Source organism: Neobacillus sp. SAB-20_R2A (genome assembly GCF_049568635.1).
Classification (GTDB): domain Bacteria; phylum Bacillota; class Bacilli; order Bacillales; family Cytobacillaceae; genus Neobacillus; species Neobacillus citreus.
On sequence record NZ_CP145895.1, the window covers coordinates 5,143,694 to 5,166,501 of the forward strand.

The following is a 22,808-nucleotide window of genomic DNA, read 5'->3' on the forward strand; positions in this document are numbered from 1 at the left end:
GATTGATCAATTTTTAACTTCATCTTTAAACCCTGTTCTGTGGCAATATTGACAATAAACATCTGTAGGCGCCTTGGCACTAGTTGAGTCTGCAGCTGGTTTTTCACGATCGTGACAGACAAAACATTCCGCCTTTTGATCTGCTGTTTTTGCTTGGCTGGAGTGAGTGGTCAGCCATTGGTCGCTTTCACCATGCCCTTCTGGACGATCTGCGTGGCAAGAAGCGCAAAACTTATTGGTGCGGGCCTGGTCTTTTGCAAGAGTAACGTTAGGCGTGTATTTTACTTTTTCATTGCCCATTTTGAGCAAGGAAATGATGTCTTCCTTCGGAATTTCTCTTATCCACTTGGAATCCTGGTGGCAGTTCATACATTGATCCAACTTTTGAATGGCTGTCGTACCGTGGTTCTGATTCCAATCAACTGCTTTATGCGTTTTAGGAATGTTTAATTTTTTATGACAAGTTTCACAGGACATTGAGATTTTAACGTCTTTTTGCTGCTTACCGATTGCTTGTAAAATTAGTTCCTGCGTTTTTTCTTCATGGGCTTTTGCTAATTCTTCAGCCGTTCCGCTTCCGGCAGTTCCTTCTGCAGGTTTTGCTGTTGTTTCCTTCGCAGTTTCACCGACTGATTCTTTTTTAGTTTCATCAATCTTCTTCTCAACTTCCTCCGGATTCGGCGGAACAAGGTATGCCACATCTTTCCAAGGCTTTTCGCCATTGTTCACTTTGTCATGGCAATCGATACAGGTCCCCATGTTCGGGCGCAAGTATTTCTTTTCCATGATTTTTTCAGCTGTTTCTTTCGTATACTCACCGCGAACTTCTTCAGTATTTATACCGCGGGCAGCCATTTTAGCGTGAACGACACCTGCATGGCAGGAGATACAAGGGATTCCTTCTTCAATATGGCCTTTGTGATTAACCTTTAGGTCACCAGAAGCGGTGACAAGGCGGTTTTTGGAGTGACACTGCATACAGTTCTCGTTCGAAACAACCTCATCTTCTGTTTGGACAATTTGTTCCGGCACCCCGGTAACGTGATAGTAAACTTCTTTCAACGACTTAACCTTGTGAGTCAGCATGTTGATGGTGCCCGGCTTGATATGGCACTGGACACACGTGATATTATTGTGAGCACTGGCCGTAAAGGTTGAGTATTCTGGTGCCATTTCGTGACAGCTCGAGCAGAACGCCGGCGAGTTGGTGATGGCCAGTGCACCATAGCTACCGCCTCCAATTACAATCAACCCTATTAGTGAAATGAACATGACTTTCCATCTTGTGACCGGGTCCTTCCAATCTATGTTTTTGACTTTTTGCCAAAGTCTGCGAAATAGGCCCACCTTTTTTCTATCTTCTCTTGCATCGGGATCGGTTTCTTTTTTCTTTTTCCCCCAAAAGGCCATTTTCCTCACCCTTCCCATATTTGATTGGTTCTCTATTTATTTTCCATTGCTACCTCTCTAAAGGTAGTATCTTACATTAAAAAGGAGAATCCAATGTACAATTTGTGAATATTTTTACATTCACAGAATTGATACATTTCTCCAAATAAACAACACACAAACGTTGTAATATAGGGGTTTAGTTAACAATATACGCAGATTGTAAAATTGTATTAAAACTAATTTTTATACATCTATATTCAAAAATATACAAATAACCATAGACTCTTAAAGGCAACTCATAAGTTCTATACATTTTTCACAGATTTGCCATAATTGAAGTGGATAATAAGATGTATAGCCGGGAATTTTTGCTGTGTTTCTTCCATTGTTGTCACCTGCATAGTGGAAATGGTAAGATTAAATAGGAAAATTAGAGATTTTTATTGGATTCATTTTTTCTAAAAATGCTTTTGAGTCTCAGATAAAAGGAGCGTTTCATCAAATATGGGGATTTTAAATAAAGTGTTTGACCTAAATAAACGTGAGCTGAAACGGCTGGACAAGCTGGCTGCAAAAATTGATGCGATTGCCTCAGAAACAGAACGTTTAACAGATGAGCAGCTGCGTGAAAAAACGGAAGAGTTCAAGGCCCGCTACCAAAAGGGCGAAACGCTGGATGACCTATTGGTTGAGGCGTTTGCGGTTGTCCGAGAGGGTGCCCGCCGCGTGCTTGGCCTTTATCCATACCATGTTCAGCTGATGGGGGGTATTTCTCTCCACGAGGGTAATATTTCCGAAATGAAGACCGGTGAAGGTAAAACATTAACGGCGACAATGCCGGTTTACTTGAATGCCTTGTCCGGAAAAGGCGTGCACGTTGTCACAGTCAACGAATATCTGGCAAGCCGTGACGCAACCGAGATGGGCCAGCTGTATGAATTTTTAGGACTGACCGTCGGTTTGAACTTAAACAGCATGGATAAGGATGAAAAACAAGCAGCTTACGCCTGCGATATTACGTATGGTACGAACAACGAGTTCGGCTTCGATTACCTGCGCGATAACATGGTCCTTTACAAAGAGCAAAAGGTTCAGCGCCCGCTTTATTTTGCCGTCATCGACGAGGTTGACTCGATCTTGATTGACGAGGCGCGGACACCGCTGATTATCTCAGGCTCTGCCCAGAAGTCGACAGTTCTTTATATGCAGGCAAATGCGTTTGTTCGTACGTTAGCGAAGGACGTTGATTATACGTACGATGAAAAAACAAAAGCTGTTATGCTCACCGAAGAAGGTATCAGCAAATCAGAGAAGGCATTTGGCATTGAAAACTTGTTTGATATTTCTCATGTGACCTTGAACCATCACATTAACCAAGCGCTAAAGGCGATTGTAACGATGCACCTGGATGTCGATTACGTCGTCCAAGACGGTGAGATTGTGATTGTCGACCAGTTCACTGGCCGTTTGATGAAGGGCCGCCGTTACAGCGAAGGCTTGCACCAGGCGATTGAAGCCAAGGAAGGCGTCGAAATTCAAAACGAAAGTATGACCATGGCAACCATTACATTCCAGAACTACTTCCGGATGTATGAAAAATTATCTGGTATGACTGGTACAGCGAAAACTGAAGAAGAAGAATTCCGCAACATTTATAATATGAACGTTATCGTCATTCCGACAAACCGTCCTATTACCCGTGATGACCGTGCAGATTTAATTTACGCATCAATGGAAGGCAAGTTCCGTGCCGTTGTCGAAGATATTGCCGAGCGCCATCAAAAGGGACAGCCTGTCCTTGTGGGTACAGTCGCAATTGAGACGTCTGAACTGATTTCCCGGCTGCTTTTGAAAAAGGGTGTTCGCCACAATGTCTTGAATGCGAAAAACCATGCACGTGAGGCGGAAATAATCTTGGAAGCAGGTCAGGCTGGAGCTGTCACGATTGCGACGAACATGGCCGGCCGTGGTACTGATATTAAACTCGGAGAAGGCGTTAAAGAGCTGGGCGGACTTGCTGTTATTGGTACTGAGCGTCATGAGAGCCGACGTATTGATAACCAGCTGCGCGGACGTTCCGGACGTCAAGGGGACCCTGGTATTACTCAGTTCTACTTGTCCATGGAAGATGAATTGATGCGCCGCTTCGGTTCTGACAATATGAAAGCAATGATGCAAAAGCTTGGAATGGATGATACCCAGCCAATTCAAAGTAAAATGGTATCTCGTGCTGTGGAAAGTGCGCAGAAACGCGTGGAGGGCAACAACTTTGACGCCCGTAAACAGCTATTGCAATATGACGATGTGCTTCGTCAGCAGCGCGAGATTATCTATACGCAGCGTGATGAGGTGCTCGAATCCGAGAATTTACGTGAAATTGTCCAGAATATGATTTTGCGCTCCATTCAGCGCCATGTCGATGTCAATGCGCCTGGACACGCAGATGAGGAAGAATGGAATCTTAAAGGAATTGTGGACTTTGCCCATGCAAACCTGCTTGGGGAAGGCGACGTGACAGTTGATGACCTTCGAGGCAAGGATCAGGAAGAGATAGTCGAGTTCATTTTTGCTAAATGTAAAGAGCATTATGAGGAAAAAGAACAGATTCTGTCCTCTGAGCAAATGCGTGAGTTCGAAAAGGTTGTTACATTGCGTGCTGTCGATTCAAAATGGATTGACCATATCGATGCGATGGACCAGCTACGCCAAGGGATTCATTTGCGTGCTTACGGACAAACGGATCCTTTACGCGAGTACCAGCATGAAGGTCTTGCAATGTTCGAGGCAATGGTTGAGTCGATTGAGGATGAAGCGGCCATGTACATCATGAAGGCGGAAATTCGCAATAACCTTGAGCGCCAAGAGGTTGCCCAGGGCCATGCTGTAAACCCGAAGGAAGACGGCGAGACAGTTAAGAAGAAGCCGAAGGTCAATAAGGAGAATGTTGGGCGAAATGACCCATGTCCTTGCGGAAGCGGGAAAAAGTATAAGAATTGCCATGGAGCAGGGAAATAATATTTGTATATAGATGAGTCGGCAATTGAATTGCCGGCTCTTTATTTGGTTTTGTAGCATTCGAATTAGTCCTCACTTCATAAATTAGGGGCTTAACGACATCGTTTCGGAAGTTCACGACATCATTTTAGACCTTCACGACAAAAACACGTGGTCTCACGACGTAAATTTACATAATTTGGATTGTATTACATTTTCCTATCTTTACTATACAAAATCTTCTGGTTTAACAACATAATTTAATGACAAAAAGAGCCAGGGCTCCCCCCTGGCTCAGTGTTTATGACCCCGGTTTAACCGAAATCATGCTTATAATCAAGATTTATTAGGTTTAATTCTTTCCGTTCCCATGTGCTTGTTCAGCTTTATTAGCGGCCGCACCATGCTTTTGGGCTGCTTGGGCTTGTTTTTCTTGAGCTCTTTGTGCTGCTGCTGCTTGTTTTTCAGCAGCTTTTGCAGCGGCTTGAGCTTGCTTTTCCGCGGCTTTTGCTTGAGCTGCAGCTTGGTGCTCTGCCCCTTTATTAGCAGATTCAGTTTGAACTGCAGTATCCTCGCCTTGGCTGCTTTCTTCTGTCACAGCTGTAGCTTCGTCTGTAGTTTGAGTAGTTTCTTCAACTGCTGTTTCGGTCTCTTGTTTCTTTTGCTTTCCTAGCGCTTTACCATGTTTTTTCACGGTTGCTGTTTGATCGTCGGAAACTTTTTCTTCAATCTGCTGCACTTGTTCAGCAAAATCAGCATCTTTCTCTTCAAGCTTGGCAAACTTCTTCTCAAGCTTTACAAAAGTCTTCTGAATGTTTTTCATATGTGCTTGCTGTGCAACGGGATTTTTAATATGTGAAAGAGATGCTAGTAGTGCATCGATGTTATTGGCCAGTTTGCCTTCAACTGTACCTTCAGCTGTTTGAGTATCATCCGCTTTCTCCACATCAGCGGCTTCTGTGTCAGCATCTGTGCCTTCTTCAGAAGTTGTAAGTTGTTGTGCTGCATCCTCTTGTGTTGCGACAGCTTCCTTCAATACCTGCTCCGCTTCGTCCGTTTTACCATCTGCAATCAAAGCGTTTGCTTCAGCAATACGTTCTGCAGCAAATTGAGCCAATAGCTGTGCTTCTTTATAATCGTCAAAAGTAAATGCAAGACGGATTTTTTCAGTGATGGTTTTTACAAAATAAAAGAAATCTCCAGGCACCAATGATGGCGCTTCAGCTTTTTCAACATCTTCTGTTTTTGCTTGGTCCTCTGTAGTTGCTTCATCATCGGCCGCCACAGTTTCGTCAGCATCAGTGTCTTCTACTGTTGCTTCGTCTGATGGAGTTTCAGCTTCTTCGGAAGTTGTTGTTTCTGTTGCATTACTTTCTTGTTCAGTAGTGGTTTCATCAGTTGCGTTTTCAGTAGTCGTTGCTGTTTGATCTGTAACCTGTTCTGTAGTCGTACCTGTTACTGCAGAATCCTCCGCTGTGTCATTACCAGTAGCAAAGGCCGCCCCTGCTCCTACTGAAAAAATAAGTGAAGATGCCAGAACACCGCTAGTTACTATGTTTGTCAGTTTCTTGTTTTTCATGTCTTTTATTGCCTCCTTGTGAAGTTCTACTAAACTTTACGTCAGGTCTTTTTCTTTTTTGTAGGTGTTATTAAAAATTTTTTGTAAAAGGTTATATTTACCTACTCATTACAAAAAAACGACCATCAAAATATAAGATAGCCGTCTAAGAAAGTCCTATTAAACTGTAAATTTATTACCAGATTGTACGTTTGTACCTTTTCCAACATGTTTGAAAAGGTTAATTGTGAAACAAATAACGCCTACAACCACAACAATGGAGCCGATAACCGCTACCGGCAGGGCCGCCATACTTCCAGTTAAAACCTGTGTCGCAATTCCGATCATCATCACCGGCAAACCGATATTATAGAACCAAAAATGAGTTTTTGCGAGCTTCGTGTTGGCAGCCTGTGGATAAAAATGATAAATAAGTCCGAATATTGCCATCGACACCCAGCCAAGCAGGTTAATGTGAGCATGTACTGATGCCAGACGGAAGTCATGGATAATTCCCATCGTGATTCCTGCCAAAACCCCAATTGTAAAATAAATAGATGCAACCTTTAAAAACGCTTTACCCATCCTGTTTATTCCTCCAAAAGACCTATATTGTATACTTTTCCAATTTAATAGATTTTTACCATATTTTCAATAGATTTTGAGAAAAAACACTATGATGATAGTGAAAATTAACTAGATGATTTGAGTAAATGGTAAACAAACCCAATAAAAGAAAACCCTCCAGTAAGTGGAGGGCAACGTTTATTTCTTGTTATTCTTCATAAATTCAAGGACTTCTAGGTCAATCCAGCCCCTCTTTTGTTCTCTCATTTCGAAGTTTTCCGTATGAATAAAAGTGGTGAGCGCCTGATCGATATCATCGTCGCTAGTGTCAGCGCCCGGAAGGTACCCTAAACGTTTTAAATGTTGTGTTACCTCTGATTTAACTTCTCCTTCAACTGATGCTATTTTTTCTGGCTTAGAAGGCGAAAAATAGAGCTGCTGAAGCTGGTAGATTCTGATTAACTCCTTGATTGGATCAGGATGGTCGTCCACACGAAGGTCGATGTACCGGTCGTTATAGCCGCCGTAACCGCCTTTTTCTTTCACAACATAAAGGGCGGCAGATTGTTTGCCGCGGCTGTCACCGCCCGCTTCCTGCCCGGCATCTAAGGAAGCAAGAAGCCTTTCAGCCAATGTTCCCTCCGCTTTTTGAAAAATTCCAGCCATCGCTTGGACCGTTTTTCCATCAACTAAAATGTTTCCCTGCGCAGCTAAGTATGGTCCTGTGACGCCACCGGCCCAGTTATAGCAGGCGCTTCCGGTAAATGTTGCGGCATTGCCATTTGCATCAATGAGTCCAACCTGGCGCATTTCTTTGTCAGGATCATCGGCAAGGATGACTTCAAGTGTTTCTTGTGCTGACTTTCCTTGTGCCATCAGTTCAAGAGCCCTTGGACCGTAAGCCGTATTGGCATAGGATTGGGTTGCAACCGCCCCGATTCCTGCTTTGGCCCAAGGAACTACCGCTCCTACGCCTAAAAATTTGGATTGAACGGCAATGCCCCATTCTTTTTCCACTGGGTCATAACCGACGATTGAAAATGTCATTTGATTTGCCTCTCCTTTTGAATAATCCGCTGATTTAGAGCGGATATCCGCCGAGTATGCTGTTTTATCCGCCGAATCTCGGAAATATCCGCCAAATTAGAATTGTTATCCGCCGAATTTTAAGGTTTATCCGCCGAACGGAGTTTTTTAAAACCATTTCCGAGCTTCCGCCACCCTTGAATCACCAAGCCGCAACAGCCCCGTCTGTCCGTGGTTCAGTGCCGCCCATCAAAACGCCAGTATCCGGGTCACGCCAGATGATCTGCCCACGACCAAACGAGCCTGTGTCAAGGGCAACCTCAATCTGATGTCCTTTCCGGGCCAAGGCCTGAGCAATGTGGTTCGGGAAATGCGGCTCGACTTGAATTTTCTTCCCCTCAATCCACTGCCACCTTGGAGCGTCCAGCGCAGCCTGAGGGTTCAAACTAAAATCAATCGTATTCATGATGACCTGCATATGGCCTTGTGGCTGCATATAGCCGCCCATTACACCAAACGGCCCAACTGGCTGATCTCCTTTTGTCAAGAAACCTGGGATTATGGTGTGGTACGTTTTGGAGCCCGGCCTTAGTGCATTGGCATGCGCAGGGTCCAATGAAAAATCGTGACCACGGTTCTGCAGCGATACCCCGGTGCCTGGCACCACAATACCTGAGCCGAAGCCCATATAGTTGCTCTGAATGTATGACACCATGTTCCCTTCACCATCGGCGGCAGCGAGATAGACTGTTCCTCCACGCGGCAGCTCATACGGAAGTGGCTGGAGCGCTTCGTCAGTGATTTCCCGACGTCTCGTATCACCATACTCGTCGCAAAGAACATCAGCTATCTTCATTTTCATAAAAGTTGGATCAGTGATATAGGCCTTGCCGTCGGTGTAGGCAAGCTTCATAGCCTCGATTTGCTTGTGATATGTATCGATAGTTTCCTTTTCAGTAAGTTCAAAGCCCTTGACGATATTCAATGCGAGCAGCGCCACAAGCCCCTGTCCGTTCGGCGGAATCTCCCACACGTCGTAGCCGCGGTAGTTCAGCTTAATCGGCTCAACCCACTCGGCCCTGTACGATTCCAAGTCCTTTTTTGAAATAAATCCATTGTAGCGCTCGGAAAAGGCTGCTATTTGGTCAGCGATTTCCCCACGATAAAAGCTTTCAGCATTCGTATTAGCGATGGAGCGCAACGTTTCTGCGTGGTCCGGAGAACGCCAGATTTCGCCTGCTTTTGGCGCGCACCCATTAGGGGCAAATGTTTCAAACCATGGCTGGAATTCTTCGCTGGTGAGCGTTTGTTTGTAAAGCTGGTAGGCAAGTCCCCAGTTTTTCGCAAGAACAGGCATCAATGGATAGCCGTTTTCGGCATAGTCAATGGCAGGCTGGAGTACCTCTTTCAGCGGGAGGCGGCCAAATTTTTGGGAGAGCTCTGCCCATGCTGAAGGTGCGCCTGGAACTGTTACAGGGATAAGACCATGTGCCGGCATTTTATCATAGCCGCGCGCCTTAACTGCATCAATAGTCAGCGATTTTGGGGCCGGGCCGCTGGCATTCAGTCCGTGAAGCTTGCCCTTCGTCCAAACGAGTGCAAAGGCGTCACTGCCGATGCCGTTAGAGGTTGGTTCAAGGACCGTTAATGCCGCTGCCGTTGCAATCGCGGCATCGATGGCGTTACCGCCCCTTTTTAGGATATCAAGACCTGCTTGAGCAGCAAGCGGCTGGGAAGTGGCAACCATTCCCCGCCGTGCAAACACAGTCGTTCGGTGGGATGGATACGGATTGTACTGATAATCAAAATTCAATTGAGAACCCCTCTTTCATTTGCATATTACTTCCATTATAAAGAAGATTCTGAATTTAGGGTACCGGAATATTTTCATAGTGATGCAAAGAACCGTCCCCGTGCATCACCCATTAAAAAACGCTGCCAGGGGATAGGCGCCCCAGCAGCGTTTTGATAGTTTATTAATGTGCTTCGATTAAACCGTAACGGCCGTCTTTACGCTTGTATACAACGTTTGTACGGTTAGTGTCGGAATTTGTGAACACGTAGAAGTTATGGCCTAACATATTCATCTGCAGGATTGCTTCTTCGCTGTCCATTGGCTTAAGGTCGAAGCGTTTTGTACGAACTAATTCCAACTCCTCATCGTCATGGACATCTGCAGTATTCGTAGTTGTGAATTGGAAATCAACATTTCCTTTTTCACGGAACTTGCGGTTCACCTTTGTTTTGTGCTTTCTGATTTGACGCTCTAGCTTGTCAGTGATCAGGTCAATCCCAGCATACATATCCTGGTTTGTTTCTTCGGCACGCAGTACTAAATTTGGAAGTGGAATTGTTACCTCGACCTTGGAAGTTTTATCTGGATTGAATCTAAGATTCACGTTAACTTTTGCATCAGGTGCTTCTGTAAAATAACGCTCCAATTTTGAGATTTTCTTTTCTACATACTCTCTGATTGCTGGAGTTACCTCAATGTTTTCACCACGTACGTTATAGTTCATGTGTGGAGTCCTCCTTTATTTTAAGGCTATGTATTACATTTCTATTTTACCCTATGATTATCCTGCTGAATCAACATAAATTGTTTGTCGATTTATTGACAAAAACAATGGGAAAATAGTGACAATGTTTTAAACAGCCTTTGACTTATGTGGGGAAATTTACTATTATGAATGGTTGTTCATCTTTATTTTAATATTGATTGGGACAATTTGCCACTAATAAGTTTAGGGAATATGGGAAATTGATTTGAAACGATCGAGGATTACCCCTAATTGTTCGGCTGAGATGGGCAGTGTCTACGCTCGGCGCCTGAAACCATTACTCCTATCTAGCTATTGTTATGGACCAGACTGCGTCGGCGCCTGCTTGTTTGAGGAGTTTTGCAGCGTGCCTTAGGGTAGAGCCGGTGGTGTAAATGTCGTCCATGAGAATGACCTTTTTTCCATGAAGGTTGATATGGGTATCGATTTGAAATACTTGGGGGAGATGGATTCGCTCCGACCTGGATTTTTTGGACTGCTTTTCGGTGTGGACCCGCGAAAGTATATCAGTTGGCATTATTCCTGATTCTGTCAAAATTGCCGCTGCCTGATTGAAGCCCCGTTCGTAAAGCCTTTCTTCGCTTAACGGAATCGGCACAAATAAATCAGCTTCCCAACCTTTCATAACCTCCTTGAAGTAAACCGCAAACGCTTTGGCGAGTACATAGTCCCCGCGAAATTTATATTTGGCCATTACCTCTTTTAAAAAATCATTATAAAGGAAAATTGAAGTATTCTTTTGAAGGAATCCTTGCCAGTCCGGGTCCTCTTCCCAGCGCGTACAATCATGGCATAATTCGCCGTCGCGAAATTGCTCGTCCAACAGCTGGAACGGTCTGCTGCACATCCGGCAGATATCTCCTTCTATTTTTTCAAACTTCGCATCACAATCCGCGCATACACGTTGCTCTTTTTCTCTTGAAAAAATAGCTCTCCATCCTATATCCGGATATATTATTTCCTGGCAGATAAGACATCGATTTTGACTGAGAAAATTCATTTGTTTTATCCCTTTCTTTGAAAGTTCGATTACAGGTCAATCAGCCCCCGCTTCACCCCCTCTCGGTTCATCGTGACAATCTGCTTTCTAGCCTGCAGCATCTCCTCTGTTTTTCCATAATGGAAAAAGATCACCACTCCATCTGGGTAATCCTTGCTTCGGCCAGCTCTGCCGGCGATTTGCACAAGGGCACTTTCGGTAAAAATCAAATCCTCGGCACCCACAACGGCAACATCAATATTGGGAAAAGTAACGCCCCGCTCAAGGATGGTGGTCGTTAGCAGCAGTGGGATTTCTTTGGCCCGCATCCTTTGCACCTTTTCCTTACGTTCAGGGTCTTCCGCGTGAACGGCCTCGATTCTGGAATCGAGCTTGCACAGTAATGGGAGTGCTTTTTCCATTAATTTTATATGAGGGAAGAAAACAAGTGCCTGTTTGCCGCTCTCGAGCCTGTTTTTAATCCACCGAAGGACATTGGTGGGAAGCCTGCCTTTTTGGAGCTGCTTTTGCCAGTTGCCGCACCATGCAAATTCAGGAACAGGCAGAGGCTTGCGATGAAACCGGGCCGGAATGGTAATAAACGACCGTTTGCCAGTGCGGCATTCTCTTTGCCATTTTTGATTGGGGGTAGCAGTCAGGTAAATCATCCCGGAAGACGGTTTCCTGGCCTGAACCGCTGCATGCTGGAGCGATTCGTCGACCGTGTAAGGGAAGGCGTCAACCTCGTCCAATATCAGCACATCAAACGCTTGATAAAAGCGGAGAAGCTGATGTGTAGTGGCGATGGTTAAAGGGGCATAAAGATGGCGGTCCTCGCTTCCACCGTAAAGAGAAGCGACCTCGATCTCAGGAAAAGCAGCCTTAAGTCTTGGCGTTAGTTCAAGAACTACGTCTGTTCTCGGTGTGGCGATGCAGATTCTTTTATTGTCGGCCAGTGCGGCTTCGATCCCGGCAAACAGCACCTCTGTTTTTCCGGCCCCGCAAACGGCCCAAACAAGCCACTCCTTTTTTTGCCGGATAGCCTCAACTACCTTGTCGGAAGCCACCCGCTGCCCTTCAGAAAGAATACCATTCCAGGCCATAATTTTTTGCGGAATGGCGGTGTCAGGCGCCGGACCATTCCAGCCGATTAATGGGGTGCATTCACTGATTCTTCCCATCATGATACAGTGGCGGCAATAAAGGCAAGGCTCACCGCAGCGGGTACATGGGTATTGGACAAACATTTGCGGGTCCTTATTTCCACATCGCATACACACTGGCTTTTTCCCAATATAGTCAATTCCTTTACGATATGTAACATAGCCATTTTCATAGTGCAATTGAATTTCGTTTAGTGGGTGCTGGATATCTTCAAGGAGGAGCTGCTTGCCGGTGAGAAGCTGTTGAAGTTCGCGGCTGTATGGAAAGTCAGGGTTTAATGACGGCTGCGGGATTTCTGGGATTTGTGTGATTCGATAGGAATCTCCTGCGGGAAATTTTTGCGGGATGAGTTTTTCTTCCTTTATTTGAAAACGCATTGGGGCACCTTCTTTTTTATTAAAGTTTTGACGGAAAGTAAAGACGGGCTTTGTTTTTTCCTTCGTAAGGCAGATGTAAACGGAAGAGAATTTTTTGAGCAGTATCATTAGTTGGCAGGTGGAGTAAGCCTCGTAATTCGGCATTGGTAATCGATGGTTTAATCAGAAGAAAGTGGTCCTTAATTGCCTCAATATAAGCATCTTTCGAAGTTGTTTGACAAATGGAGCAATGCCATTTACCTTTATCATATTTCATCGGAATGTTGAGGCATTGAGGACATCGGACCCCAGAAATGATGTCTCTTGCCGTTAGGCCGTATTTTTCCAAGATGTTAATTTTTTTTGGAGTATGCTTGCTTAAAAGGAAATTTGCTATTTTAAGGAGGGTATTGTCATCAATCTTTGATTGTGGGAAGGTTTTTTCAAATACTTCAATTTTATTAAAAAGATCTCTCCTCTTACATACCTTTTTAAAAGCATTGATATCATTGGAGTTGGTTTTTAAATTGGTTTTTATATTGCTGAAAAAAACAAGCTGGTCGATTGGTAAAAAGTTGATTCCATATTTCGCAAGGAATCTTCCAAGAAGCATCCTCAGCGTTTCAGCTTGAACGCGTGGGTCCTCAAAAACGTCTTCTGAACCGTCTTGATTAATACGTATTAATTGGTTAAAAACATTATCGAATATCAACGTACCAATTATATTTTTCGCTTCAATAATGAGAATGTAATTACGGGAGATAAGGAGAGTGTCAATTTGGAAATGTATTCCGTTGAGTTCCAGCTGGAGGTCGTGGAAAATGTAATATTTTTCGTTTGGAAGTTGCTTTACATAATAACTTAAAGTAAGTTCACCTTTATAACCGGCTTTAATTTTCGCAAGGTCTTTTTCGACTTCAGGATGTTTGGGATGGCCAGGTATGAGTCGATAGTGTAAAGCTTCGGTCAAGATAAGCCATTGTGGTACAGGCAGTTCTCTCATTAACAATGGAATCATCGCTCCTTTACATAATTTCGATGAAATTCTACCTATATTTTATATTTTCAGGGAAATATTGTCGAATTTTAACCAGTGTGAATTTTATAGATTTTGATGATGCTGAGGAGGAGGCTGGTTAGGATATCCGCCGAAACAAGCATGATATCCGCCAACTTACGGAGGTTATCCGCCAATCCTGGAGATATATCCGCTAAACCTGTACGTGTATCCGCCTAAATCGGAAACTTATCCGCCAAACCAATCTAATATTACCCTTTTAATGCTCGTCCGGCCTAGCTTAACGCCATGAACTTAATTTATTTACCTCGCCTTGTTATCCGCCAATTATAAATAGATATCCGCCGAATTTCAGGAGTTATCCGCCAAACCTAGTCCAATATCCGCCAACTATTATCCAGAATCCGCCCAATCTCAAAGAATATCCGCCAAACCACTTTTTAAATTACCTTTTTAATCCCTCTAACCATATAGATGCTGAAAAAAGCCATTCCAGTAACCCGGAATGGCCAGTAACTTCAAAAACTTATTTCTTCATCCACCCCATGCCCATAGCACCTTCCCCAAGATGGGTACCAATAACAGCCCCGAAGTAGCCGATGGTAAAGTCGACGTTTGGATAAAGAGCCCCAAGCTCCTTCTTCCATTCCAGTGCTTCCTCCTCGCGATTGGCATGGATCACTACAGCCTGGTAGCGGCCGCCGCCCATTGCATCCTCTCCAAGTAAATCTGCAATTCGTTTCATTGCTTTTTTGCGAGTGCGAATTTTTTCAAAAGGGACGATTACCTTGTCCACAAAATGCAATAGAGGTTTAACCTGCAACAAGCTGCCGATTAAAGCGGCTGCTCCTGATAACCTTCCGCCACGCTGTAGGTGCGACAGGTCGTCAACCATGAAATAAGCGCGGGCTGTGCTCTTCAGTTCTTCCAAGCGAGCCATAATCCGCTCGGGATCCATTCCCCTAGATGCCCATTCCGCAGCCTCTAATGCATAAAACCCTTGAACCATGCAGCTAATTTCCGAATCAAAGGAAAATACTTTGATACCCTCGACCATCGTTCCAGCCGTTACCGAGCCCTGATATGTGCCACTGATACCGCTCGATAAATGGATACTGATAACCGCATCGTAACCCTCCGCCGCAAACCGTTCGAACAACTCCACAAATTGGCCTATCGGCGGCTGGGATGTAGTCGGCAGGTCCTTTGTCTTTACCTCTTCGAAAAACTGCTGCCAGTGAATATCGACTTCTTCCCGGTAGACTTCATTGCCGAAAATGACATTCAACGGGATCATATGTATATTCCATTTATCTAGTAATTCCTTGGGAATGTATGCGGTACTGTCTGTGACAATTGCCGTTTTCATATGTATGTTTACCATCCTTATTTTTTTACAATAATACTGCTCATTATTTTATCAAAACACCTTTCTCCAAAGAAGAAAAAGAACACGCATTACGCGTGCTCTCCAATCATAACATAAAATTAGTTTTTCAGAAAAATAACTACCTAACTTCTACCCAGCCATTCTTAATCGCCACAACAACAGCCTGAGTACGGTCATTAACATTCATTTTTTGCAAGATATTAGATACATGGTTCTTAACGGTCTTTTCACTGATGTAAAGCGCTTCGCCGATGCCGCGGTTGCTTTTTCCATCAGCAAGCATTTGCAGTACCTCACACTCACGGCGTGTCAATAAATGAAGCGGACGGCGGATTTCAATCGTCTGCACGTAAGAACCTCCGCGCGTCACACCTGCTGCTAGTTTGCGATATTCATTGACTAAATTATGAGTTACCTTCGGATGCAGATAGGAACCTCCGTCTGCCACGACACGGACCGCTTCAATCAACGCATCGGCATCCATTTCTTTTAACAGATAGCCACAGGCACCTGTCTGCAGTGCATGAGTGACATAATTCTCATCATCATGAATGGAAAGGATGATAATCTTTGTATCCGGATATTTAGCGACTAGCTCGCGGGTTGCCTCGACACCATTCATTTGTGGCATATTGATGTCCATGATGACAACATCTGGACGGTGCTCTTCAACAAGCGTTAATGCCTCGGTGCCGTCATCGCCTTCTGCCACAACCTGGAACGATTTCTCAAATTCTAGTATTCTTTTAACACCTTCTCTAAAAAGCTGGTGATCGTCAATAATAATAATTTTTGTAGTCATGTGTAACGCCTCCTAGTTTTCAAAAATTCCCCATCAGAGAATGTTACTTTCGTTTATAATCTAAGCTTAATTCATTAACGGCACATGGATGGAAACAGCGGTGCCCTTGCCGATTTTCGAATCAACCGTCAAATCGCCTTCAAGCAGGTCGACCCTTTCCCTCATACCCATCATGCCGAAGGAACCCGGCTTCTTTTGGTTCGTATCGAAACCGACGCCGTTGTCCTTTATTAACACTTTCACACTGGTATCGGTCATTTCCAATTGAACTTTTATGGAGCAGGCATTGGCATGCTTGAGCGCGTTTTGCACCGATTCCTGAATAAGCCGGAAGAGGGCAACCTCATATTTCGTCGGAAGTCTCTTCTCATTTCCTATTTTCACAAATTCAATTTTTGAATGATTATGATATTCTTCAATGGTCTGTAAATACTTTCTGAGGGTCGGAACGAGCCCCAAATCATCCAATGCCATTGGACGCAGGTCGTAAATAATCCGGCGGACCTCATAAAGTGCTGAGCGAACCATTTTCTTAAAGCTCTGAATCTCTGCGAATGCATCATCAGGACCTTTCTCACGAAAAACACGATCCACAATATCAGAACGCATGATGACATTTGCCAGCATTTGCGCCGGACCGTCGTGAATTTCTCTCGAGAGACGCTTGCGCTCCTCCTCCTGGGCCTCAATAATTTTCAAGCCCAAATCCTGCTTCGCTTTGGCATTTTCAAACGCTTCGCCAAACTGTTTTAAGTCGCTCTGCAGGTAATTCATGACCACGCAGATTTGCGAAATCAGCTGCTCTGCACGTTCAATCGTATCATTTATACCAACAAGCCTGTGCTCAAGTTCTTCTCTTTTTTCAAGAAGCTGCTTGCGGTATTGCCAATTGATGGAGAGATCCATTTGCAGCTGATGCGCCTTTTCGTAGGCGTCACGTACCTCCTCCTCCGAGAAGGTTTTCATGTTCATGCTTACTTCTGAAAGTCTGTGCCTCGCGGCAGTAACCTGCGCCTCCAACTGATTCCCCTCCTCAATAAGCTTAGCCATCACTTCCTTAATGTTCGCCAGCTCATTGGTGATGCTGTCAAAATCAGTACGGCATTGCTCGCTGATGCGGAAGATATCACTTTTGCTGCAGGTAACAGCTTCAATCATCGCTTCACGAATGTCATCAATCGATTTCAAATCTAATTGCTTTAAATTCATTTCTGATTCCTCCGGGGCTTTTTTCCCTTAGGCCTTTAACATACTTTACCATTTTTTGAAATACTTTGCTAAGCTATAATTATTGCTTACGTGACTTTTGTAAAAAAGTAGTATAATTACTATATTAGACTACTACCTTTAGCCTATTACAAGGTACTATAAAGCTGTATTTATTATATCATTCGAACTTTACACCCATATTATAGGTATATTACATTAATTTTTTTAAAAAACATTATATTACATTAGTGTTACGTTTTTGCTAAAGAAAGGAGTTTAACATGCTGCCTCGTTACTTAACTGTAAAAGAGTATGGAGAACATGAAATAAATATCCAAAAGTCCCGTTTTATTGCCCAACTGAAAAGAGTCGAATCCGAACAAGAGGCCCAAGACTTTATACAGGGCATCAAGAAAAAACATTGGAACGCCACCCATAACTGCTCAGCTTACCTAATTGGCGAACATGACCAAATCCAAAAAGCGAACGATGACGGCGAGCCAAGTGGCACAGCCGGCGTCCCCATCCTTGAAGTTTTGAAAAAGAGACAACTAAAGGACACGGTTGTTGTGGTCACCCGCTATTTTGGCGGGATCAAGCTCGGTGCAGGCGGCCTGATTCGCGCATACGGAAAAGCTACTTCTGAAGGTCTAGATGCAGTCGGTGTTGTCGAAAGACGGCTTGTTCAAATCATGCAGGTGAAAATCGACTACACCTGGCTTGGGAAAATTGAAAGGGAACTGCGTTCTTCCGAGCACAAAATTAAAGATATTCTCTATTTAGATAACGTCCAAATTGATGTCTATGTCGAGCAAGATAAGGTTCAAATCTTCATGGACTGGATGGTGGAACTGACCAATGGGCAATGTACGCTGGGCAAGGGCGAAACGGTCTATTTAGAAGAAGACTTTGTGCGGTAATTCAGGATGTTCTTTATTTGAATTATAGTAGGACATTTGGCGGGAGGCAATTGGGAAAAAATATTAGGTTTGGACTATTTTTGGTGCAGGACATATTTTTATGTTGAATAAATTTTGAAAGGGCTCTCGAATTTTCGAGGCCCTTTTTATTTAATCAATGTTTAATTACTCCAAAGCAGAACAGATTAAATTCCACCTTTGGCAATGCTGCCAACATTCTCTTATGGAAAAAATGCACATTTTCCATTACAATAGTCTAGTGTTTGCGTTTTATATTTTAAAAATATGGATATTAAATAATAGATTTGAACTAGAAAGATTTCTGTTTGATTCCATAAAATCTTGCATTGTTTGTAAGGGAGTGCATTTCGTGAAGTTTTTAAAAATCATTGGGTATATTTTTCTTTCTGTTATATACGCTTGGGTTTCTAGTGTTATTTTGGTCTTCCACGGACCGTTTGACTCACTTAAAAGTTATGTGATCGGAATCTTTAGCACCTCTATGCATCCACAATATTTAGCACCTTTATCCATGTGGACGGTATCTGCAGAGGAAAACAAACCAAGTATGATGGTGGAAGTCGAAAAAGATCTAAATAAAGATAAAGAGATTTATAAAAATATCAAATCCCATCTGGAAAACAATACGGATGACTCTATTACAATCGAAAACTTTAAAGACAAAACGTATTCCGCCAAAATCATGTTGGTCCCAGACCCAACTCGAATACGTGTGGCTGTAACGAAATATAAAGGAGATGTCGGTCAAACAGTAAGTGAAATGGTGGAGGACTATAAAGCGATAGCGGGCATCAACGGCGGAATGTTTCAGGACGTTGGGTATCGTGGAACGGGTGGAGTTCCGTTGGGTACCACCATACAAAACGGTCAATTTGTGACAACAGGCGGAACCTCACCGATTGTCGGATTTACTCGTGACGGAATTTTATTGGTAGGTACCTATACAGACAAAGAATTAGTTGAAAGAGACGTAACAGAAGCATTATCATTTGGACCTGTTCTTGTAAAAGACGGAAAAGGGCTTGTCAAAGGTGATGGTGGTTGGGGAGCAGCACCAAGAACGGCCATTGGCCAAAGAGAAGATGGTACAGTCATTATGATCGTCACTGATGGACGAATGATTCACGGAGCAAATAACCTGGGTGCCACCATGAAAGACTTAATGCATTTAATGTTGAAATATGGTGCTGTGAACGCAGCGAATTTAGATGGCGGTTCATCTGCCACAATGGTAAAAGATGGTATGTTAATCAACGAACCATCTGATGTTCTTGGCGAACGAAAAATCGCAACAAGTTTCATCGTGATGCCACAAGAATAAGGAGGAATGACAGACTGTGAGAATATTTTTGCTTGCTTTAGTGTTCATCTCCGCATTGGAAACAGGTGTCTTTTGGCACTATGACAATGCATTGAAAGCGCAGCAGTCCGTTACTGCATCTGCGTCCGAAACAAGCACAAAGAAAAAAGTAGAAACGCCTATTTTGAACAAGAAACTTTTAGCAGAAGAAAAAGTCAAATTAGTTTCGATTTCTGAAAATCAAAGATATGTGGCATATGTAAGCAATAACAATCAGCTTCATATCATTGATTTAGAACATAATACCGAGCTGTATTCTGCAAATGAAGAAGACGGAATAAACTATATCAAATGGATCCGGAGCGACAGTCTCTTTATTGGATCAAAATCCCCAAAAGACCATTTGGTCCTAAAGACTTTCCAAGTAGGGACACAAAAAGAGCGGATTATCACAACATTCACAGGTGTTACGCCAACTTCTACGTTTAAATCAATCAGCTACAGTCCGTTTACTAACGACGTGTATACACTAATTGGTAATGACACCATTACCAAATTGTATCACTTTAATACAAACGGAAAAATGACAAATGTTCCATTACGCAATAGTTACATTGAAAAACCTACATTGTTATCAACAAAAAACGAATTGTTCTATGAAGACAAGTCTCACAACATATGGTTGAACCGAAATTCTTCCGTAAAGAACATTGAATCCAATGCTACGATCCTTTCCGTTTACGAAGATACAATTTATTACGGGAAGCTAGACCAAGATGGATACGTTACAAGCATTTGTTCTTATCAAGATGGCGAAAAACAACTGATTGATGAACTTCCGACTCCTGTTTCAGGTGACCATATCCTGATCACTAAAGATGAAAATACTCTTTATATCAAAGATAACGTTTATTACGATATGAGCCAAGATAAACATTTTACCTTGCCAAAAGATTCAGAAGTCACCGTCGAAAATCACAATTTTATCCTTCTTACCAAAAACGATACGAATTTAATTCGATAATAATCGTTAAAAAAGCGGCTAACAATGCCGCTTTTATTTTATCCAAATAGACATTCTTTTAATTTTGTTATCGAATCTTATGACCGTCTTGATTTTGTACACATCGACACCCTTAAAGAAAAAAAGTTTCAGCGTTAGCCGTTTTGATTGTGCATGATGGATTTGAGGAAAACATTAGTTTTAAGTAAACAAAAGTAAATTCAGCAAAGAAAGAATCCCTATCCAAAAGGAGTAGGGATTCCCAATTTTAAAAGCGAGTAACTATATTCTTTAATGTACCTGAACAAAACTTATTTTATATCTTATTAAACCTACTCCACCGTTACCGATTTAGCGAGGTTGCGTGGTTTGTCGACGTCGCAGTCACGGTGCAGGGCTGCGTAGTAGGCAAGGATTTGTAATGGTATGACAGAGATAAGTGGTGTTAATAATTCGTGCACTTCTGGAATGACGAAGCTGTCTTCGTCCATGTTAAGTCCGTTCATTGAGATTATGCATGGGTTGGCGCCGCGGGCAACTACTTCCTTCACATTGCCGCGAATGCTTAAATTTACGCTTTCTTGTGTGGCAAGAGCAATAACCGGAGTACCTTCTTCAATTAAGGCAATCGTTCCATGCTTTAACTCGCCGCCAGCAAAGCCCTCTGCTTGAATATAAGAAATTTCCTTAAGCTTCAAGGCGCCTTCTAAGCCAACATAAAAGTCAATGCCGCGGCCGATAAAAAAAGCATTCCGTGTGACTGAGAAGAATTCACGGGCAATGACTTCAAGTATTTCCTTAGAGTCACATAGAACATCCATCGCATTAGCAACTAAGCCAAGCTCATGAATCAGATCAAAGCCAACTTCTAAACTGCGGCTCTTGGCTGTCACTTCGGCTAAAATTGCAAGAACTGCCAACTGTGCTGTATAAGCCTTAGTCGAAGCTACAGCGATTTCCGGACCGGCATGCAGCAATAAAGTATAATCCGCTTCACGTGATAATGTCGATCCAGGCACGTTTGTAATCGTCAACGCTGGATAGCCCATTTCTTTTACCTGAACGAGCACGGCACGGCTGTCGGCAGTCTCACCGCTTTGTGAAATGAACACAAACAATGGCTTTTCAGATAAAAGCGGCATATTGTAGCCAAATTCGCTGGAGATATGGACTTCAACCGGAATCATTGCCATTTTTTCAATGAACTGCTTACCAACAAGTCCTGCGTGATAAGAAGTCCCTGCAGCAATGATATAGACGCGGTCCGCAGCGTTTACAGCATCAATGATGTCGCGGTCAATCACAAGCTTGCCTTGCTCATCTTGATAATGTTGAATGATTTTACGTATAACAGCAGGCTGCTCATCAATTTCCTTCAACATATAGTGAGGATATGTCCCCTTTTCAATATCGCTGGCATCAAGCTCGGCTGTGTATGGCGTACGGCTGATGACTTCTCCATCTAAGTTTTGAATAGTTACAGCATTTTTTGTTACGATGACGATTTCTTTATCCATTAATTCAACAAACTGATCGGTTACTTGAAGCATTGCCATCGCATCGCTTGCGACCACATTGAAGCCGTCCCCTAGGCCGACCAGCAGCGGGCTTTTATTTTTTGCTACATATATGGTGTTGTTGTCTTTTGCGTCCAAAAGCGCTAGTGCATATGAGCCATGCAAAAGTGTCAATGTTTTGCGGAAGGCCTCTAATACGCTTAGGCCTTCGTTTGCAAACTTCTCGACAAGCTGCACAATGACTTCTGTATCGGTTTCACTTTTGAAAGAAACATCTGCTAAATATTCACGCTTTAGCAGATCATAGTTTTCGATGACACCGTTGTGAACAAGCGTAAAGCGGCCGGATGCGCTTTGATGCGGATGGGAATTTCCTCTGCTTGGAACCCCGTGTGTTGCCCAACGTGTATGGCCAATTCCAACGTGTGCCAATACATTTTCATCGACAATGCTGCGAAGGTCGGCGATGCGTCCTTTTTCCTTAAAAATTTGAATCCCGTTTTCGTTTTTAACAGCTATACCTGCTGAATCATAGCCTCTATATTCAAGCTTTTCTAAACCTTTTAGTAAAATTTCTTTCGAATCTAAATTTCCAATATATCCAACAATTCCGCACATATTTATTCTTTTCCTCCCTGATATAGGGGGCAAGAAGCTTTGGAGGCGTACCTGCCCCCTTATCTCTGTTTTTTTATAGGTATCTGTCTATACCTTTTTCAACATTATTTTAGTATGTGCATTTTCTCCCCTTTGTGCACCGAGTTGCCTCTGTGTTTTAAGGAAGAAATTGACGGTTGTGCGTTTCAACCGGGAGGTATCCGCCGAACATTTCGATAATCCTCCACCTCGTCTACTAACCAACATACTTTTGGTTAGTTCTGGCGCTTTAAAAACTCTCCTTTCCTGATGCTACCCTCCTTATAAAGTTTATTGTTTTGAATAGTACAAAGCACATTAAATACTACATTAACGACGTTGGGTCGTCAATAAAAAACCTGTAAAGAATCGATTCTACACAGGTTTTGAAAAAT

General features: G+C 43.2%; 17 protein-coding genes. 4 read left to right on the top strand and 13 right to left on the bottom strand.

Annotated elements, in window-relative coordinates:
• Window positions 1-6: 6 nt before the first annotated feature.
• A complete protein-coding gene (locus V5M37_RS25425; protein ID WP_423799670.1) occupies window positions 7-1,410 on the bottom strand; it encodes a NapC/NirT family cytochrome c in 1,404 nt (467 codons plus the stop codon).
• Between the two features lie 486 nt (window positions 1,411-1,896).
• Between V5M37_RS25425 and secA the strand changes: the two genes are divergently transcribed.
• Entirely contained in the window at window positions 1,897-4,407 is a 2,511-nt protein-coding gene (gene secA, locus V5M37_RS25430) for a preprotein translocase subunit SecA (protein WP_423799671.1), read from the top strand.
• A 331-nt stretch (window positions 4,408-4,738) separates the two neighbouring features.
• Here the strand turns inward: secA and V5M37_RS25435 are convergent, their stop codons facing one another.
• The 11 genes from V5M37_RS25435 to V5M37_RS25485 form a co-directional block, all read right to left on the bottom strand.
• Entirely contained in the window at window positions 4,739-5,965 is a 1,227-nt protein-coding gene (locus V5M37_RS25435; RefSeq protein ID WP_423799672.1) for a DUF5667 domain-containing protein, read from the bottom strand.
• Window positions 5,966-6,124: 159 nt separating this feature from the next.
• Window positions 6,125-6,529, bottom strand: a complete 405-nt coding sequence (locus V5M37_RS25440) for a cytochrome-c oxidase (protein WP_423799673.1) — start codon at window positions 6,527-6,529, stop codon at window positions 6,125-6,127.
• Window positions 6,530-6,709: 180 nt separating this feature from the next.
• Window positions 6,710-7,558 (bottom strand): DUF1028 domain-containing protein, encoded by an 849-nt coding sequence (locus tag V5M37_RS25445; protein ID WP_423799674.1) that lies wholly within the window; start codon window positions 7,556-7,558, stop codon window positions 6,710-6,712.
• 181 nt (window positions 7,559-7,739) lie between these two features.
• On the bottom strand, window positions 7,740-9,350 hold the full coding sequence (locus tag V5M37_RS25450; RefSeq protein ID WP_423799675.1) for a gamma-glutamyltransferase family protein: 1,611 nt from the start codon (window positions 9,348-9,350) through the stop codon (window positions 7,740-7,742).
• Between the two features lie 163 nt (window positions 9,351-9,513).
• Window positions 9,514-10,056, bottom strand: a complete 543-nt coding sequence (gene hpf, locus V5M37_RS25455) for a ribosome hibernation-promoting factor, HPF/YfiA family (protein WP_378583253.1) — start codon at window positions 10,054-10,056, stop codon at window positions 9,514-9,516.
• 325 nt (window positions 10,057-10,381) lie between these two features.
• Window positions 10,382-11,098 (bottom strand): ComF family protein, encoded by a 717-nt coding sequence (locus V5M37_RS25460; RefSeq protein ID WP_423799676.1) that lies wholly within the window; start codon window positions 11,096-11,098, stop codon window positions 10,382-10,384.
• Between the two features lie 29 nt (window positions 11,099-11,127).
• Window positions 11,128-12,618, bottom strand: a complete 1,491-nt coding sequence (locus V5M37_RS25465) for a DEAD/DEAH box helicase (RefSeq protein WP_423799677.1) — start codon at window positions 12,616-12,618, stop codon at window positions 11,128-11,130.
• Window positions 12,619-12,637: 19 nt separating this feature from the next.
• Complete coding sequence (locus V5M37_RS25470; protein WP_423802686.1) at window positions 12,638-13,600, bottom strand: nuclease-related domain-containing protein; 963 nt, start codon at window positions 13,598-13,600, stop codon at window positions 12,638-12,640.
• Window positions 13,601-14,141: 541 nt separating this feature from the next.
• Window positions 14,142-14,984 carry a DegV family protein gene (locus tag V5M37_RS25475; protein WP_423799678.1) on the bottom strand — a complete coding sequence of 281 codons (843 nt, stop codon included), beginning with the start codon at window positions 14,982-14,984 and terminating at the stop codon, window positions 14,142-14,144.
• Window positions 14,985-15,123: 139 nt separating this feature from the next.
• Window positions 15,124-15,807 carry a response regulator gene (locus tag V5M37_RS25480; protein WP_213144093.1) on the bottom strand — a complete coding sequence of 228 codons (684 nt, stop codon included), beginning with the start codon at window positions 15,805-15,807 and terminating at the stop codon, window positions 15,124-15,126.
• Between the two features lie 66 nt (window positions 15,808-15,873).
• Window positions 15,874-17,016: a sensor histidine kinase gene (locus tag V5M37_RS25485; RefSeq protein ID WP_423799679.1), complete on the bottom strand. Its 1,143-nt coding sequence runs from the start codon at window positions 17,014-17,016 to the stop codon at window positions 15,874-15,876.
• A gap of 281 nt (window positions 17,017-17,297) precedes the next feature.
• Here V5M37_RS25485 and V5M37_RS25490 point away from each other — a divergent pair, with 281 nt between their 5' ends.
• The 3 genes from V5M37_RS25490 to V5M37_RS25500 all read left to right on the top strand — a co-directional run bounded on the left by V5M37_RS25490 (window position 17,298) and on the right by V5M37_RS25500 (window position 20,281).
• Complete coding sequence (locus V5M37_RS25490; protein ID WP_423799680.1) at window positions 17,298-17,936, top strand: YigZ family protein; 639 nt, start codon at window positions 17,298-17,300, stop codon at window positions 17,934-17,936.
• A 370-nt stretch (window positions 17,937-18,306) separates the two neighbouring features.
• Entirely contained in the window at window positions 18,307-19,278 is a 972-nt protein-coding gene (locus tag V5M37_RS25495) for a phosphodiester glycosidase family protein (protein ID WP_423799681.1), read from the top strand.
• Between the two features lie 16 nt (window positions 19,279-19,294).
• Entirely contained in the window at window positions 19,295-20,281 is a 987-nt protein-coding gene (locus tag V5M37_RS25500) for a hypothetical protein (protein WP_423799682.1), read from the top strand.
• Between the two features lie 311 nt (window positions 20,282-20,592).
• On the opposite strand, the gene glmS is transcribed toward V5M37_RS25500, so the two are convergent.
• On the bottom strand, window positions 20,593-22,395 hold the full coding sequence (glmS, locus tag V5M37_RS25505; RefSeq protein WP_423799683.1) for a glutamine--fructose-6-phosphate transaminase (isomerizing): 1,803 nt from the start codon (window positions 22,393-22,395) through the stop codon (window positions 20,593-20,595).
• Between the last annotated feature and the right edge of the window lie 413 nt (window positions 22,396-22,808).

What these genes read in the sequence shown, in the direction of transcription:
- V5M37_RS25425 (WP_423799670.1), bottom strand. Translation starts at nt 1,410, where the DNA reads ATGGCCTTTTGGGGGAAAAAGAAAAAAGAAACCGATCCCGATGCAAGA.
- secA (WP_423799671.1), top strand. Translation starts at nt 1,897, where the DNA reads ATGGGGATTTTAAATAAAGTGTTTGACCTAAATAAACGTGAGCTGAAA.
- V5M37_RS25435 (WP_423799672.1), bottom strand. Translation starts at nt 5,965, where the DNA reads ATGAAAAACAAGAAACTGACAAACATAGTAACTAGCGGTGTTCTGGCA.
- V5M37_RS25440 (WP_423799673.1), bottom strand. Translation starts at nt 6,529, where the DNA reads ATGGGTAAAGCGTTTTTAAAGGTTGCATCTATTTATTTTACAATTGGG.
- V5M37_RS25445 (WP_423799674.1), bottom strand. Translation starts at nt 7,558, where the DNA reads ATGACATTTTCAATCGTCGGTTATGACCCAGTGGAAAAAGAATGGGGC.
- hpf (WP_378583253.1), bottom strand. Translation starts at nt 10,056, where the DNA reads ATGAACTATAACGTACGTGGTGAAAACATTGAGGTAACTCCAGCAATC.
- V5M37_RS25460 (WP_423799676.1), bottom strand. Translation starts at nt 11,098, where the DNA reads ATGAATTTTCTCAGTCAAAATCGATGTCTTATCTGCCAGGAAATAATA.
- V5M37_RS25465 (WP_423799677.1), bottom strand. Translation starts at nt 12,618, where the DNA reads ATGCGTTTTCAAATAAAGGAAGAAAAACTCATCCCGCAAAAATTTCCC.
- V5M37_RS25470 (WP_423802686.1), bottom strand. Translation starts at nt 13,600, where the DNA reads ATGAGAGAACTGCCTGTACCACAATGGCTTATCTTGACCGAAGCTTTA.
- V5M37_RS25475 (WP_423799678.1), bottom strand. Translation starts at nt 14,984, where the DNA reads ATGAAAACGGCAATTGTCACAGACAGTACCGCATACATTCCCAAGGAA.
- V5M37_RS25480 (WP_213144093.1), bottom strand. Translation starts at nt 15,807, where the DNA reads ATGACTACAAAAATTATTATTATTGACGATCACCAGCTTTTTAGAGAA.
- V5M37_RS25485 (WP_423799679.1), bottom strand. Translation starts at nt 17,016, where the DNA reads ATGAATTTAAAGCAATTAGATTTGAAATCGATTGATGACATTCGTGAA.
- V5M37_RS25490 (WP_423799680.1), top strand. Translation starts at nt 17,298, where the DNA reads ATGCTGCCTCGTTACTTAACTGTAAAAGAGTATGGAGAACATGAAATA.
- glmS (WP_423799683.1), bottom strand. Translation starts at nt 22,395, where the DNA reads ATGTGCGGAATTGTTGGATATATTGGAAATTTAGATTCGAAAGAAATT.